Annotated in this window: 22 protein-coding genes; 20 read left to right on the plus strand and 2 right to left on the minus strand. The window is 36.3% G+C overall.

The features are described 5' to 3' along the window. Positions 1-381: transposase (locus tag GSM_RS15060; protein WP_010078071.1), on the plus strand; the 381-nt coding region annotated here is incomplete at its 5' end. A gap of 33 nt (positions 382-414) precedes the next feature. Here GSM_RS15060 and GSM_RS08055 read toward each other — a convergent pair. Together GSM_RS08055 and GSM_RS08060 are read right to left on the minus strand one after the other, a co-directional pair. Then, on the minus strand, positions 415-1182 hold the full coding sequence (locus GSM_RS08055) for an OmpA family protein (protein WP_003686875.1): 768 nt from the start codon (positions 1180-1182) through the stop codon (positions 415-417). Next, a complete protein-coding gene (locus GSM_RS08060; RefSeq protein ID WP_003686876.1) occupies positions 1160-1954 on the minus strand; it encodes a MotA/TolQ/ExbB proton channel family protein in 795 nt (264 codons plus the stop codon). Before GSM_RS08060 ends, GSM_RS08055 begins: the two co-directional genes overlap by 23 nt. 438 nt (positions 1955-2392) lie before the next feature. On the opposite strand from GSM_RS08060, the gene flgB reads away from it, so the two are divergent. The 19 genes from flgB (at position 2393) to flhB (ending at position 15965) form a co-directional block, all read left to right on the plus strand. After that, positions 2393-2752, plus strand: coding sequence for a flagellar basal body rod protein FlgB (flgB, locus tag GSM_RS08065; RefSeq protein ID WP_003686878.1), 360 nt, complete (start codon positions 2393-2395; stop codon positions 2750-2752). 24 nt (positions 2753-2776) lie between these two features. Further along, the gene (gene flgC, locus GSM_RS08070) at positions 2777-3217 is read left to right on the plus strand and encodes a flagellar basal body rod protein FlgC (protein WP_003686880.1); all 441 of its coding nucleotides are present in this window, start codon (positions 2777-2779) and stop codon (positions 3215-3217) included. A gap of 10 nt (positions 3218-3227) precedes the next feature. Next, positions 3228-3557, plus strand: coding sequence for a flagellar hook-basal body complex protein FliE (gene fliE, locus GSM_RS08075; RefSeq protein ID WP_003686882.1), 330 nt, complete (start codon positions 3228-3230; stop codon positions 3555-3557). A gap of 42 nt (positions 3558-3599) precedes the next feature. Then, positions 3600-5150 carry a flagellar basal-body MS-ring/collar protein FliF gene (gene fliF, locus GSM_RS08080; RefSeq protein ID WP_010078072.1) on the plus strand — a complete coding sequence of 517 codons (1551 nt, stop codon included), beginning with the start codon at positions 3600-3602 and terminating at the stop codon, positions 5148-5150. A gap of 16 nt (positions 5151-5166) precedes the next feature. After that, entirely contained in the window at positions 5167-6171 is a 1005-nt protein-coding gene (fliG, locus tag GSM_RS08085) for a flagellar motor switch protein FliG (RefSeq protein ID WP_003686886.1), read from the plus strand. Beyond that, entirely contained in the window at positions 6155-6874 is a 720-nt protein-coding gene (locus GSM_RS08090; protein ID WP_003686887.1) for a FliH/SctL family protein, read from the plus strand. Before fliG ends, GSM_RS08090 begins: the two co-directional genes overlap by 17 nt. Further along, a complete protein-coding gene (fliI, locus tag GSM_RS08095) occupies positions 6864-8195 on the plus strand; it encodes a flagellar protein export ATPase FliI (RefSeq protein WP_003686890.1) in 1332 nt (443 codons plus the stop codon). The genes GSM_RS08090 and fliI overlap by 11 nt, the downstream gene beginning before the upstream one ends. A gap of 13 nt (positions 8196-8208) precedes the next feature. Then, complete coding sequence (fliJ, locus tag GSM_RS08100) at positions 8209-8646, plus strand: flagellar export protein FliJ (protein WP_003686891.1); 438 nt, start codon at positions 8209-8211, stop codon at positions 8644-8646. After that, the gene (locus GSM_RS08105; protein WP_003686893.1) at positions 8639-10162 is read left to right on the plus strand and encodes a flagellar hook-length control protein FliK; all 1524 of its coding nucleotides are present in this window, start codon (positions 8639-8641) and stop codon (positions 10160-10162) included. Before fliJ ends, GSM_RS08105 begins: the two co-directional genes overlap by 8 nt. Positions 10163-10175: 13 nt before the next feature. Continuing rightward, positions 10176-10613, plus strand: coding sequence for a flagellar hook capping FlgD N-terminal domain-containing protein (locus GSM_RS08110; protein ID WP_003686896.1), 438 nt, complete (start codon positions 10176-10178; stop codon positions 10611-10613). After that, positions 10597-10965 carry a hypothetical protein gene (locus GSM_RS08115; protein ID WP_003686898.1) on the plus strand — a complete coding sequence of 123 codons (369 nt, stop codon included), beginning with the start codon at positions 10597-10599 and terminating at the stop codon, positions 10963-10965. The genes GSM_RS08110 and GSM_RS08115 overlap by 17 nt, the downstream gene beginning before the upstream one ends. A gap of 77 nt (positions 10966-11042) precedes the next feature. Further along, positions 11043-11933, plus strand: coding sequence for a flagellar hook-basal body complex protein (locus tag GSM_RS08120; protein ID WP_003686900.1), 891 nt, complete (start codon positions 11043-11045; stop codon positions 11931-11933). A gap of 40 nt (positions 11934-11973) precedes the next feature. Next, positions 11974-12192: a flagellar FlbD family protein gene (locus GSM_RS08125; RefSeq protein ID WP_003686902.1), complete on the plus strand. Its 219-nt coding sequence runs from the start codon at positions 11974-11976 to the stop codon at positions 12190-12192. Between the two features lie 10 nt (positions 12193-12202). Beyond that, the gene (locus tag GSM_RS08130) at positions 12203-12694 is read left to right on the plus strand and encodes a flagellar basal body-associated FliL family protein (protein ID WP_003686905.1); all 492 of its coding nucleotides are present in this window, start codon (positions 12203-12205) and stop codon (positions 12692-12694) included. A gap of 12 nt (positions 12695-12706) precedes the next feature. Continuing rightward, positions 12707-13075: a flagellar biosynthetic protein FliO gene (locus tag GSM_RS08135; protein ID WP_003686907.1), complete on the plus strand. Its 369-nt coding sequence runs from the start codon at positions 12707-12709 to the stop codon at positions 13073-13075. 2 nt (positions 13076-13077) lie between these two features. Beyond that, a complete protein-coding gene (gene fliP, locus GSM_RS08140) occupies positions 13078-13845 on the plus strand; it encodes a flagellar type III secretion system pore protein FliP (protein ID WP_390173848.1) in 768 nt (255 codons plus the stop codon). A 17-nt stretch (positions 13846-13862) separates the two neighbouring features. Continuing rightward, on the plus strand, positions 13863-14126 hold the full coding sequence (gene fliQ / locus GSM_RS08145) for a flagellar biosynthesis protein FliQ (protein ID WP_003686911.1): 264 nt from the start codon (positions 13863-13865) through the stop codon (positions 14124-14126). A gap of 9 nt (positions 14127-14135) precedes the next feature. Further along, the gene (locus GSM_RS08150) at positions 14136-14888 is read left to right on the plus strand and encodes a flagellar biosynthetic protein FliR (RefSeq protein ID WP_003686913.1); all 753 of its coding nucleotides are present in this window, start codon (positions 14136-14138) and stop codon (positions 14886-14888) included. 9 nt (positions 14889-14897) lie between these two features. Further along, positions 14898-15965, plus strand: coding sequence for a flagellar biosynthesis protein FlhB (gene flhB / locus GSM_RS08155; protein WP_003686916.1), 1068 nt, complete (start codon positions 14898-14900; stop codon positions 15963-15965). Positions 15966-15982: the final 17 nt, after the last annotated feature.

Here is a 15982-nt window from a genome sequence, read left to right on the forward strand (position 1 = left end):
GTTAATGACGCTTGGGAGTACTTCAAAGCTAAGGAACGCAAGTTGCTTTCAAATTACCAAACTGGTTCAATTTATGGACGACGTAAAATAGATGTCGAATCAATTTTTGGTGGGTTGAAGGCTTGTTTGGGTTTTAAAAGATTTTCGGTTAGAGGCCTTGAAAAGGTAAAAAAGGAAGCTGGAATTGCCTTGATGGCGAGGGTTACCAACTATAGCTGTTTTATAAACAAAAAGAAGAGATTAGTGAAAATCAAAGAACAATTTTCGCTAATCTCTTCTTTTTTGAAGGACTTATGGCACAGCTCCAATGGCAAAATATCTGCCATGCTCATAATTTCTCGGTGGTATTTAAAGTTGAACGACTTACATCATACTCCATAAGTCTAGATTATTTTATAAAACTCAAATAAATGGTTAATAACTCGACGAATTTTTTTCAACTATTATCTCTACACGTCGGTTATTGGAACGACCAGAGGCAGTTGTATTTGTGTCTTTAGGTTTGTTCTCACCATATGCTTGGATTGATATATTGTCCTCATTGAAGACCTTATTACTTACGAAAAAATTCATTACCGATATTGCACGTGCAGAACTGAGTTCCCAATTAGATTTATAAGTAGAAGTTGATTTTAAAGGCTGGTTATCAGTATAGCCAGCGATAATAATAGGGTTTGTATTAACTGCCTTAAGGGGATTAAATAATGAAGTTAATAAATTCTGAGTGCTCTCTGATAGAGTTGCACTACCAGAGTCAAACAAGATACTACTATTTATAACTATGTGCAAATCATTACTTTTTATGTAGACTGATACGCTGTTGGTTAAACCAGCATTTTGAAGATTAGTAGCTAATTGTTGTTTGATGGTCTCTAATTGATTATCTACTGCTTGAGAACTAATTGACGATGAATTATCAAGTGAAGAAGCAGAACTTGTGGCTGAGTTTAGTGCAGACCCTTGAGTCTTATTTTTTTCCCCTACATTCACAATAGCATTTGATGACTGGTGCGTTGACAGCAGTGTTCCAAATTCAGACTTGAATTCTTGAAACTTTTTAGTATCAACTTTAGCCATTGCAAATAAAACAATGAACAATGCTAACAAGAGAGTCAGCATATCAGAGTATGGTAATAACCAACCTTCGTCGATGTGTTCTTCATTCTTCTTTCGTTTTTTCATCTGCGGAATCCTTTTTATTGTTTGATTTCTTTTCATTAGTAAGACTATACAGCTTTTTTTCAATACTGCTTGCTGAAGCACCAGATTGAATGGCAATGACTCCTTCAAGAATCAAAGTGAGGTGTTCAATTTCTTTTTCAGATTTAACAAGTAATCTTGAGTTGAAAGGAATTAAAATCACATATCCGAAGAAGATACCATATAAGGTTGCAACAAATGCCGAAGAAATAGAGGTTCCCAAAGCATTTACATTGTTAAGGTTGCCTAGTGCGCCAATCAACCCAATTACTGCACCCATAACTCCAAGCGTTGGAGAAGTAGTTCCCGCGGTTTTGAAGATTCCCGCACTTTTTCTGTGACGCTCATCCATACCTTCAATTTCATTTTCCATTATTTCTCTAATTTGCTTTTCCTCTAGACCATCAATAACCATTTCAAGCCCCCGCTCTAGAAAGGGATCGTCTAATCCCTCCCTTTGTGACTCCAAGGCAAGTAGACCATCTCGACGAGCAATATTGGATAAATCGACTATTTTGGAGATGAGTTTTTGATTGTCGAATCTTTTCGTCCTTATTAAAATAAGCAACATCTTAGGAACTTTCTTCAATTCGCTAGATGGATAACTATTTATAACAGCAGCTATGATGCCTACAAAAATAACAATCATGGCTTCTGGATTTAGCAGCACAGCTATGCTTGCTCCCTTTAAAACCATACCTACTGTTATTGCGATAAAGCCAAGTATAATACCGATTAGTAGAAAGAAATCCATTGAGAATGTGCCTCCTGTGTTAATAGTAGAATTGAGTCTACTGTATTATATCGGTTAAGAAATAAAAAATTTAACACGGGGACAAAAGGCTTATAAAATACCCTAAATTTGCAATTTATTTAAATCAAAAATTAAATAAATTAAAAATGAATAATATTATATTTATAATGAATTAATTAATAATATGATAATTTTTTTATTATATCGATATATTATATTATTCATTTTTTCAAAAAATAGATAAAAATAAGTTACTAACAATGCTTAATTTCACAATAATTGAGAGCGAAAAAAAGACTAAAATTATGTTGCTAACGAACAACATAAAATGTATAATTTTGTTATCAAATATGTACGAAATAGTTAAAGTTTGTTTACAAATTATTTACAATTGTTAAGAAATGTTAAAAATTATTAAGAAAGTTGAAGTGGTATTTGATGGATATTTCAAATATATTAAAAAATTCACTAGATGCATCTGCTCTCAGATCTGAAACTATATCGTCTAATATAGCAAATGTAAATACAAGCAACTATAAAGCAAAACGAGTAGAATTTGAAAACCAACTGGCAACGGCTTTAAATCTGACCACAACCAAGGAAAATCATATAGGTGCGAACACGGCTAGTCAGGCCCAAGTAACAACTGATAACACAACTTCAGTTAATGAGAATGGAAACAACGTTGATTTGGATGTAGAAATGGTTAATCAATCGACGAACGAACTCTATTACAGCTCGATAGTATCCCAGCTGAATGGTCGTTATCAAATGCTTAATTACGTACTTAATAACTAGTTTTGATTCAGGGGGGTGGCATGAATGAGCGTATTTAATGGATTGGAGATAAATGCTAGCGGATTAGCATTGGAACGATTAAAACTTGATACAATCTCAACTAATATTGCAAATGTAAATACAACGCATACTACAGAAGGCGGAGCATATAAGAGCAAAACTGTACAGTTTGGTGAGAGCTTAAAAAATGCTCAAGCAGCTGGGGAATCCGACACGGGAATTGGTTCACAAATGAGTTATGGTGTGAAAGTTACGGGAATATCTCAGGATAATACAGATAAAGTGGAGTATGATCCCACAAATGCGGATGCAGATCAAAATGGATATGTACATATGTCTAATGTAAATTTATCAGATCAGATGGTTAATATGATTCAAACTATGAGAACATATGAGGCTAATACCTCTGCTGCTGAGTCTAATAAGGACATTTTGAAAAAAGCACTAGAAATATCGAAGAGTTAGGGGAAATAAAATGGCAGGGATCAGTGGAGTAAGCAATTTAAACAATTATAGTGATTCTGTCCAAAAAATGACGGGATTAACGGGTCAAACAAGTAAACTAGATGATGATTCACAAAGTGGAAAGTCATTTAGTGATTATTTGACTACAGCGCTGTCGTCTGTTAGTCAGAACATGTCTAATATGGATCAGAGTTCGGCTAGTATGGTTTCTGGAAGCAACAGCAATTTAGGGGATGTAATGATAAAGATGACGGAAGCGCAACTTTCCTTAGAGACAGCTGTCCAGGTTCGTGATAAGTGTATTGATGCATACAACGACATCGCAAATATGCAATTCTAATTTTGAGGACAGTATCAGTATTATGCAGAGGAGAAAAACTAAGTGTTGGAGAGAATTAAAGCATTTTTAGCCAGATGTGGGGAAATATGGCAAGGACAAAGCCGGGTAAAAAAGATAGCCTGGATATCTTCGTTGGTCAGTCTATTAGTTGTTGCAGGTGTTGTTGCATATTTAACTACAAGAGTACAGTATGGGGTTTTGTTTACAGATCTGAGTGATGCAGATGCGGGCAGTGTTGCGGAAACGCTGAAGAGTGAGGATATTCCCTATAAATTGGGGGACAGTGGAAAAACTATTCTGATACCCCAAGATAAGATAAACCAAACACGAATTGACTTAGCGGTAGATAATAAACTTCCAGATAGTTCTACGGGTTTTGAGTTGTTTGATAGTACAAGTGTGATGACGACTGATGAGGATCGCAAAGTTATGTATCAGCGTGCGGTAACAGGTGAATTAGAACAGGCAATCGCGTCCCTTAATGAAGTGCAAAAAGCCAAAGTAATGCTAGTGATACCTAGTCAAAGTGTATTTAGCGATAGCAGTAGTAACAAAAAAGCCAAGGCATCAATTGTGCTGACACTAAAAAGTGGGGGAATCTCTGGTGAGGCAGTTCAAGGAATCCGTTCCTTAACAACTGGAGCAGTAGAAGGGCTTACGCAAGATAATGTCAAAATTGTTGATAGTAATGGTAATCTGCTGACAAACTCAGGTGGAAGTAACTCCTCGAGTGGATACAACACTAAGTATATGCGGATAAAAAAAGCTTACGAGGCTACGATGGAGAAAAAAGTTAAAAAACTTCTTACTCCTATATATGGTGCAAATAAGATTCGAGTTTCGATTGATTTAAATCTGAACTTTGACGCTATAGAAAATAAGACAACTACTTATAGCAATCCTAGTATTAGGAGTGAAGAAGAACAGTCTACAGGAAGTGGAGTGGCCGCAAGTGGTGAATCTGCTAACAATGCTACTAATGAGACTGCCTCATCAAGTAGCTCAGATAACGGTTCTTATAGTCGTACAGTAAATAACGAGTTGAATACGCAAGTTACTAAGACAATCAGTGCACCAGGAGCAATCAACAGGATGACGGCCTCTGTCATAGTAGATGGTGACCTTTCACAAACTGATCAAGAAAAAATTCAAAGTGTTATACAGTCAGCCGTTGGTTATAACCAAGGACGTGGCGATACGATTAATATACAAGGAATTGATTTTGCTAAGAAAAACAAAGCAAGCAGTTCTAAGAAAAAGAGAAAAACTGCAAAGAATAATTTTATCTGGATATATATTATCGCTGCAATTGGAATACTGGTAGTTATTGGCGCAGTTGTCTTTACAGTTATGCGAATTAGAAAGAATAGAAATAACGAATATTACGATGACTACGATGTCACTGCAGAAGCAAACTCAGTAGAAAAGACAAGCAACGCTGCTGATGCTACCACGGTAGAAGATGCTAAGCCCAAAATTGATTTGGAGAAGAGGAAGAAAAAGGTAGAAGAAGATGAGAATGCGAAAAAATTCGCAGATGAACATCCAGAAGTTGTTGCAGAATTATTAAAGGCATGGATGAAAGAAAAATAGTAGAGGTAGAGTGATTATGGATTCAATAGACGGTATTAAAAAAGCAGCAATTTTGTTGATTTCTCTTGGCTCTGAAACATCTGCTAAAATTATGAAATTACTTCCCGACAGTTTTATTCAGAAAGTCAGTTATGAAATTGCTAATACGGATTTTGTTAGTCCTGAAGAACGATCTGGTGTGCTTAAGGAATTTGTTGCAACGGCTGATGCACGGCAATATGTTATTGATGGAGGGATAGATTATGCTAGAGATCTCCTGAAACAAGCTTTAGGGCCCCAAAGGGCAAAAGAAGTGATTGATTTGCTGAACCAGCTCCAGTTAAAAGAAAGACCATTTGAAATTGCTAGAAGAGCTGATACAGCACAACTGACTAGACTATTACAAGAGGAAAATCCGCAAATAATTGCAATGATAATGTGCTATATTCAGCCAGATAAAGCAGCGGAAATATTAACACATTTTTCCGATGAACTACAGGTTGAAGTTGCGGAGAGAATTGGAACTTTAGGAAGCGTTTCGCCTAGAATCATTAAAAGAGTTGAACAAATAATGGAGAACAAGTTCTCAACATCAGTCGAGAACGATACTGAAAATATTGGTGGTGTTCATTCCTTAGTTGAGATACTTAATTCAGTTAGTCGGGGAACGGAAAAGAATATTCTTTCTGATCTAGAACAAAGGCAACCTGAACTTTCACAAGAAGTTAAAGCCAGTCTCTTTACGTTTGATGATATCGTCAGCTTGGGTAGCAAAGATGTTCAGAAAGTTTTACGTGACGTTGAAAACTCTGACTTGTCGTTAGCACTTAAGGGTGCCGCAGATTCAATTCGGGACTTTATTTTTGAGAACCTTTCTAGTCGAGCGGTTGAAAATCTGAAAGAAGAAATCGAATTTATGGGACCAACACGCCTTTCTGCTGTTGAAGAAGCACAGCAAAAGATTGTCAGTGTAATTCGTAAATTGGATGAGGCTGGTGAGATTTATATAGAAAGAGGCGAGCAAGATGCAGTTATCGAATAAAAATCTTGTTAAAAGTAACGTAATTTCAAGTATTGAAGAAAAAAGAAAAATTGTTACAAAAATGCCTGAATCAAGGGGAATGCCTAAGTCAAGAAACAATTTGGGTCAGATGGGGAAGCAACAGCGTGAGAGTTTGGAAGTTTTAAAGGAAACGATTATTGAAAGTGCAAAAGTAGAGGCTAACAAAATTAGGGATAAGGCTTATAAAGATGGGGAAAGAGAAGGCTTCGAAAAGGGTTATCAAGATGGAAAGAATGAAGGCCAAAAAGTAGCAACTGAATTAATAGAAAAAGCACGAAAAAATTATAAAGACATAGCGGCTGATATTAAGTGTTATGAGCATGATAAACGTGACGAAATCTTTGAATTTGCAGTTGAAATGGCTGAAATGATTCTGAGACATAGGATAGATGAGGACGCTGGTGAACTGCTGATATTGGTAGAACCAATTTTTTTCAAGTTAGAAAAACCAGATCAAACATTCATAATACATGCCAATGAACGCTATCATGATTTAATTGTGAAAAAGATGGAAGAAAAAAGAAGTGAAGTGAGCAGACTGAGGTACACAATCATTAATGATTCAAAAATGGGACTGTATGAAATTAATATTGAATCTAGTGATTCATTAGAAACGTTTAACTTAAAAAATGAGCTAAAAAAATACGTGAATAGCGTTGAGGAGTCTGTAAATGAGCTTTGAAGTACCTTTTGAACATTATTTGGATCAAGCTAAAAAGAATGATTTTTTTTCAAGCTTTGGCAAAGTGAGCGAAGTTGTTGGTTTAACAATTCGTGTTACGGGAATAGATGTTTTCATGGGTGAAATTTGCGAGATTAAGAATAAAAATAGTGAGAAAGTGACGCTGACTGAGGTTGTTGGTTTTATTAAAAAAACGGTTCTACTGATGCCACTGGATGAACTTGGCGGAATTGGACCAGGTTCGTTAGTAAAGGCAACAGGTAAGAGCCTGACAATCAAGGTGGGCGATTCCTTACTTGGACATACATTAGATGGGTTGGGAAGACCCATGGAAAATGAAGAAAAAAGTGATGATCAACTTTTGGAATATCCAGTAATGAGAGAATCTCCAGCTCCATTTAAGCGCAGGACCATTGATACAATTTTAAGTACAGGTGTGAGAGCGATTGATGGAATGCTGACCGTGGGCGAAGGACAACGAATGGGTGTGTTTGCTGGAAGCGGTGTCGGCAAGAGTACACTTTTGGGGATGATCGCTAAATATTGTCAAGCAGATGTAATCGTGATTGGACTTATCGGTGAACGAGGTAGGGAAGTTAAAGAATTTATCGAAAAGGATCTAGGCGATGAAGGGTATGCAAAATCAGTCGTTGTCTGTGCTACTTCAGATATGCCACCGTTGGTCAGATTGAAGGGTGCATACGTGGCAACCGCAATTGCAGAATATTTTAGAGATCAGGGTAAAAAAGTTGTATTGATGATGGACTCAGTCACACGTTTTGCAATGGCACAAAGAGAAATTGGATTATCGATAGGCGAACCACCAACTACAAAGGGTTACACACCTTCAGTTTTTGCCACACTTCCTAAGCTTTTAGAAAGAAGTGGAATGTCGGAAGATGGTTCAATTACAGCATTTTATACAGTGCTTGTTGAGGGTGATGATATGAACGAACCAATCGCAGATTCAGTTCGTGGAATTCTCGATGGACATATTGTCTTATCCAGAAAAATTGCAAGTAAGAATCACTATCCAGCAATTTCGATTCAAGATAGCTTGAGCAGGTTGATGAAATCCTTGATTACAAAAGAACATGAAAATGACGCAAAAGAACTGCGTGAAAACATAACCGTGTACGCAGATGCAAAAGATTTGATTGATATTGGAGCATATAAGAATGGTGCGAATCCAGTCATTGATTATGCAGTTTCCTTGCACCACCCTATTGAAGACTTTCTCTGCCAGTCTGTAGATGAATATGAAACTTTTGATGAGACAGAAGGGAAACTGCATCAATTGTTTGATCAATATAATTTGTAGAATCAGGAGGAAAATGTTGAAATTCAATTTTACACTGGAGAAGCTACTTGATTTTAGAAAAGAAAATGAAGACAGTTTAAAGCAAGAATACATGGGCTTAGGTTCTGAGTTGTCATTAAAAGAAAAAAGAATTAATGAATTATTGTCAGAAAAAAACAACTTGATGTACTTGGTTGAACCGACAGTTGGAAGAATGCAGATTCAAAGAAATTATTTAGATGAAATTGATCAGCAAGTAAGCAAACTGAGACTAGAATCGTTAAAGTTACAGCAAGGTCTTGCTAAATTATTGGAACGATTGGTTGCGGCACAACAAGAGCGCAAAGTTTTGGAGAAGCTTGAGGTTAAGCAAAAAGATGAATTTGAAGCAAAGTTAGCACATGAAGAACAGAAGGAATTAGATGAGTTTGCAAATCGCAAGACTTTGAAAGGAGGTGAGAATTATGAATAGTACATTAATAACAAATCAGCAGGTTGTAGCAACGAAAGCTACGGGTATTGGGAATAGTAATACGGAAAGTGGAGCAGGAACTTCAGCAGTGCAATTTATTAATCTATTGCAACAAAAACTGGGCAATAAACCATCAGTAAACGACGCTAGTGAATCTGATTCAAGCGATGAAAATCTAATCGATACGACGGAATCTCAAGATAGCAAAGATACGCTTATAGATCAACAAACTGAGGAAGACAGGGAAAAGAAAGAAAACGACGAGATGAGCAGTCGAAATCTTTCGGCTGTGAATTCTGTAATACAAGAAGAACCCAACCTGCGTTTGATACCCAAAAATGCTATGGAAGCGAAGACGGTAAAGACAACGGATTTTCAGGCTGAACAAGTAAATGGATTCGGCCTTGTGGGTGATGAGGAAACATCATCATTTTCAAATGTGGTAAGTGCAAGTGAAGATGATAGTGCTAGTAATAAAGTTACTAAAAAAGACATGGACATGATGAATCTTAACTCCAATTCAATCGTTGGAAATCAGCAAGAACTAGGCATAAATTTGTTAGTAAATAACCTAAGTATCAATGATGAACAAAGTAATGTGCAGAATGAAGTTAAAAGTATTAGTGTACAGAATTTAGATGGCATAGAAAATGTACAAGGGATTGTTTCAAAAATGAAAAATTCAGATGATGACATGAGCAACTTCTCCTTAACAGATATGCTGGGAAATCAAGATACTAACTTGGTAATGCAAAATAAATTTACATCGGGTAGTAAGGGTACGGCAGAAATTATGACAGAAGTTAGCAGTGCAATAACTGCAAAGACAGATACCAAAGAAAACTCAGTGCCAACAGTTAAAATGGATGCTAAAAAGAAGTTGGCAACAGTTGCAAAGACAGATACCGAAGGAAAATTAACTTCAGCTGGAGAAATTATTGAAAATGTAACACAAAGTCAGACAGCGACAGCTAACTTGATGATGGAAAATAAAATTGTGACAGATAACAAGCCAGACTTTACGGCAAAAATTAGTAACTCTGAGACTGTTCTGCAAAGCAAGACAGCCACAAGTATTGTTAAGACATTGCTGAGTGGAGAAAGTAAACAAGTTACAGTTCAGTTGGAGCCGGGAAGTCTTGGAAAAATCGAAATTTCTTTGCAGTCAACTTCAAATGAAGTAAGTCTTAATTTTAAACTGTCATCGAGCCATGCAAAATCACTCATCAGCAGCATATCAACGCAGTTAGAACAAGTATTGAATAATCAGATTGCAGCAGATAAGCCAGCTGATGATAAAATTACGGCATACCAGACAACTCCGACAGGTATCTTGGATGGAGCACAATTTTCATTTGGACAACATCAATTTGGACAACAAGCAAATCAAAATATGTCCAAATCAATAGTAAGTGAGCAATATCGTAATAATAAAATCGGTCAAGATGAAACAATTATTAAGGAGCAAGAAAAAGAACAGCAAAGTGAAAAAAATATAATCAGTATTTTAGCGTAAAGGAGAAATGATAATGAGTTATGACTATACACAGGCTATTCCATCGGTGGGAATATCTACAGAATATAGCGGTTCAACAAGTACGAGCAGTCTATCAATGAATGACTTTTTGAAAATCATGTCTGCTGCAATGCAGAATCCCTCAATTGATAGTGATTCATCAAGCGGTAGTAGTAGTGGCACAGATTATGTTTCACAACTGGCACAGTTTGCCTCACTGGATCAGTTGAATAGTGTTGGGAAGAATCTGACTACTACAGTCATGGGGATGCAGCAAAATGAGGCATTTTCGTTATTAGGGAAGAATGTACAGCTAACCGATGAAGGTTCAACGATTAGTGGCACAGTGGATAAAGTTAAATTTTCAAATGGTTATGCAACCCTTGTAGTAAATGGAAATGAATATGAAATGGGTGCATTGACGGAAGTGGATAATGATACAACAAATTAATGGAATTAGTAATAGTTCCAACGGAATAAATAATAATATCCATGCAGGTAATTCCAGCAAAAATAACGAAAAATTTTCAAAAATACTTGAGCAAAGTCAAGAACAAGTGAAGATCTCAAAACACGCACTTCAAAGGTTAAACGCACGTAATTTGGATTTGCAAAATAGTGATCTTTCTCATATTGGGCAAGCTATGAGTGAATTAGATGAAAAAGGCAGTAAGGATTCATTGTTACTCTATAAGGATATGGGACTGATAGCGAATGTCCAAAATAGAACGATTATTACCGCTATGAATGTCAACGAGATAAATACGGTAACAAATATAGACAGTACAAAATTTGTAAAATAATAGGCTGGACCTTATAAGGAAGCCTAATTAACTCTCTGACTGATTGAGGAGAGTTCAACTTATAGGAGGAATGTTAAATGTTAAAATCACTTTATTCTGGTGTTAGTGGTATGAAAGGTTTTCAAACCAAGATGGATGTAATCTCTGACAATATTGCCAACGTAAATACAATGGGTTTTAAGGCAAGCCGTGTTATTTTTGAAGATTTAATGAGTCAAAGTACTTCTACTTCTTCGTCTGCATCTAATAACTTAGGTGGTACAAATGCAAAGCAAATAGGACTTGGGGTCAAAACTGGTTCGATAGACAAGGATACTTCTGCCGGTTCACCACAAGCAACAGGACGGGCACTTGATTTTTATATAAATGGCGGGGGATATTTCATCGTTCAAAATGAAACTGGTGAGGATTTATATACGAGGGATGGTGCATTTTCTAGAGATAATCAAGGGAATTTAACAACTAGTGATGGGTTGAAGGTCATGGGTCGAGCAGCGACAACGCCACTAACAGAATATACGGATGGAACTGATACAGATGCTGCACTTGCAGCTTCGGGTAATTTATCTGCATTAACGATTCCAAGCACAATCACAGTTAATGGTGAAACACTCAATTATGACTCTGTATCAGTTGATCAGAACGGTCTTGTTATCGGTAAATATGGCAGTCAAAATTTCGTAATGGGCAAAATTTCATTAGCAACCTTCAATAATGCCGCGGGTCTTGAAAATGTTGGGGGAAACAATTATGCGGTTTCAGCAAATTCAGGAGCCGCTATTATATCAAATCCTGGTGATACAGGTACAGGAACTGTTATCTCGGGTGAATTAGAGATGTCTAATGTTGATTTATCTAGTGAATTCACGGAAATGATCATTGCGAATAGGGCGTATCAAGCGAATGCAAAGACGATTACTACATCGGATGAAATGTTACAAACATTGATTAACTTGAAGCAATCTTAATACTTATTAGTTGTTTACGTAATGTTAAGGAGGGCAAGTTTTGATTGAATTAGTTGGCCTAAACGGGAGAACCTTCTTCCTGAATGCAGATTTGATTTTAAAAATCGAAGAGACTCCGGACACAATAATCACCCTTGTGGATGATAGAAACATAATTGTAAAGAATAAAGCAGTCGAGATAAAAGAATTGATAATTGAGTATAGGAGAAAAATACTTGCGGATTCACAGAACTTAGACTCCATCAATAAGGAGGGGTAGATAGTTACTCATGGCAAAAGAAAAAAGTGAGAAAAAAGGGAAAAAATGGATTTTGTGGGTACTTGTATTACTCTTGGTAGCAATTGGCGGCGGTGTAGCAGGCACAATTGTTACACCAAGAATAATGAGTGCATTGAACTCAAAGAAAACGACTGTTAAGCACCATTCCAAAACAGTTGTCTCGGGGAAACAGAAAATAGTTCCTGTTAAAAAATTTGTAATTAATTTGACAAATGAAGGTGGATCAAGCAGCACGCAGTACGCGCAAATCACTATATCACTCTTGGTTGCAAATTCAGAGCAAAAAGCTAAGGTCAAAAAAAATGTAGCAGTTGTTAGGGATAGTGTTATAAACGTTATCAGGCAAAAAAAAGAAAGTGATATTCTGGGATCTGCAGATAGTTTAGCAGGATTAAAAAATCAATTACGGGATACTATTAATAAGTCATATGGAGCAAAAATCGTAGAAGATGTATTTATTACAGATTTAGTTATTCAGTAGAAAAGGGAAAAAATGGATATATATATTACAGTTTTAAAGACAATTATCTTTTTAATAATTATCATTTTCATGATTAATATTTGCCTAAAATTTTTGGGGAAATACACAAATCAAAGCAGAAAAAATTTTAGAGTCGTTCAGAAAATTGTAGTGAGTAAAACCTCTTCAATTGGCATAGTACAAATTATTGATGCTTACTATGTGATGAGCTTTTCAGAAAACCGCAATGAAATATTGAAGGAACTAAGTGACTATGAAGTGACACGACTATTGAACTCGTTGGAGAATTCTAAGAAGAGTGAGAATAGTAGTAAAAATTTCAAACAAGTTCTTCAAGATATGAACGATAAGATTCAAGAGCTTAAGAAGAGGAAAAGATGATAATGAAGAAGAAAATTGTCATGGGATTGGCGGTAGTTAATATCTGTTTTTGGAAGTTGTTTTTGTTTCCGACCACAGTTTTTGCTATTAGTACCAACGATATTACATCAACTGTCAATAATTTGCTGAATAATGATTCCAGTTCCACTACTACTATTAATACTTTTATCTTGCTGACTCTGTTATCCATCACTCCGATATTGTTAGTAATGATGACATCTTTTACAAGAATCATAATGGTACTTTCATTTGCAAGAAGCGCACTCGGAACACAGCAGAATCCGCCCAATCAGGTTTTACTCGGACTAGCTTTATTCCTAACTTTTTTTACGATGCGACCAGTTTATACAGATATCTACCAAGATGCAATCAAGCCATATAACCAAAATGAGATAACGCAACAGCAGGTATTTGACCGCTCAGAGAACAGGATAAAGGAATTCATGTATGGTCAAACAAGGAAAAAGGATATTAAGCTTTTCGTTGCTGTATCTAAGGAGAAAGTCAATACTAAAAAGTACAAAAAAATACCGTTGACAATAATTACTCCTGCTTTTGTTATTAGTGAGTTGCGGACGGCCTTTAGTATAGGTTTCTTGTTGTTTATACCGTTTTTGATTATTGACATGGTGGTCTCCAGCATCTTGATGTCAATGGGTATGGTAATGTTGTCACCAGTCATGATTTCGTTACCGTTTAAGATACTGTTATTTGTACTTGTAGATGGTTGGTATTTGCTGGTAGAGTCGCTAATCAAGAGTTTTTATTAGGGAGTTAGGTAGATTTTATGACAATCGAAGTGGTTTTACAGGTTATCAGAGATGCTTTTATTAGGATTATTTTAATTTCAGGCCCAGCTGTTGGAATTGGAATGCTGGTTGGACTAATAATTAGCATCTTTCAGGCTACTACTCAGATTCAAGAGCAAACCTTGAGTTTTGTACCAAAACTGGTTGCTATTTTAATTACCCTAATTTTTGCGGGCAACTTCATGATGACAATACTTCTTGAATTTACGAAAAACGTATTCAAGATAATTTCAAAATTGTGAGGTATCCAAATGATTGTGACTCAAATAGGGGCTCTTCTGTTATGTAGGGTAATGTCGTTCATTGCAATTTGTCCATTGTTCTCGCAAAAAGGATTTCCAAATTTAGCCAAGCTCGTTGTTGGAGGTAGTTTAGTAATTTCGGCGTACCCTGCGATTACAGGATACAAAGAAATCACTAATATGTTGCTTTTGGGTGAAGTTGCTATCAAAGAAGTTCTTTTTGGATTAGCGATGGGGTACTTAAGCCAGCTTGTTTTCAGCGGAGTTATGATGGCAGGACAGATGATCGATTTTCAAGTAGGCTTTTCTATGGCACAAGCATACGATACGATGACAGATGTCCAATCTGCTCAGTTCAGCAAACTTTATTATTGGTTGACGGTTTCTGCTTTTTTCCTGCTTGATCTGCAAAATTCCATGATTTACGGGGTTGTTAATTCCTTCAAAATAGTTCCGCTAGGTACTGAAAATATGGGTGGGGCATCGATAGACGGTGTCGTACAATTGTTTGAGAAGACGGTTGAAATGTCGGTTAGTTTGTCAGCACCAATGGTAGTAGCAGTGCTCGTAATTGATATCTTACTGGGAGTCATATCAAGATCAATTCCGCAGATTAATATTTTGATGATGAGCCTTTCTGTGAAAACAATTGTTGGCATCATAATATTCTTACTTGCCTTGTCAAGTTTGTTAAGCTTTTTAGGGAATAATCTTTCTGAAGGAATAGAAAACATGCTTGAATTTATAAAATCAGTAAGGTAGGGGAGCAAGATGGCTAATAAAGATGGGAAAACCGAAAAACCAACTCCTAAAAGATTAAAAGATGCAAAGAAAAAGGGAGAAGTTCCCAAGACACCGGAGTTGAATACCGCAATCTCTTTATTGGCTTTTGCGTTTGTTATTTTGCCCCTGTGGGAATTTATTCTTAAAAATCTTTTGCCCTACTTAACACAGATGATCGAGCAAATTGCGAATTTTAAGGTGGAGATGAATGACTTGCCTAGAGTAGCAGTACAATCAGTTTTGATGATACTGCTACTTGCAAGTCCATTTATGCTGATGAGCATGGTTCTTGGCTCACTCACCAATATTTTGCAGGTTGGGTTATTGTTCACATGGAAGCCGTTAAAACCTGATTTTAAAAAACTAAATCCGTTGAATGGCTTTAAACAGATGGTAGGACTTAGATCACTGATTAATGTAGTAAAAACTCTTGCAAAATTAAGTGTAATTGTTTATCTATGCTACCAACAATTTATGTCAGAAATTCCCACAATAATTAATTTGAATGACGTAGGACTCCAAAAAATACTTTATTTTGTTCTGGATTTTACTAGATCATTAATTGAAAAAATATCTTTTTTTCTGGTAGTTGTAGCAATTTTCGATTATGGATATCAAAGGTATACGCATCGTAAGAACTTGAGAATGACTAAGCAGGAGATCAAGGATGAATTTAAACAGCAAGAAGGAGATCCAAAGATAAAGGCACAAAGAAAAGCCAAATATCAGGCAATGTCGCGCAATGCAATATCAAAGGTCAAAGAAGCAACTGTTATGGTCACGAATCCGACACATTATGCAATTGCAATAAAGTATGACTCTCAAAAAGAGGGAATTCCGCTGCTTTTAGCAAAAGGTGCAGATGAATTAGCACAGCGAATGAAGGCAGAGGCCAAGAAGATGCATATACCAATGATTGAAAACAGACCTGTTGCTAGAGCTATCTACGCTAAGGTTGAGCCTGGTGAGTTTATACCAGCAGAGATGTATGAATCAGTTGCAGCAATTATCGCACTGGTTTATCAATTGGAAGAAAAAGAAAAAAATAAGATTTAGATCAAGTTTTGGGGGAT

The organism is Liquorilactobacillus mali KCTC 3596 = DSM 20444, assembly GCF_000260415.1.
Taxonomy (GTDB): Bacteria; Bacillota; Bacilli; order Lactobacillales; family Lactobacillaceae; genus Liquorilactobacillus; species Liquorilactobacillus mali.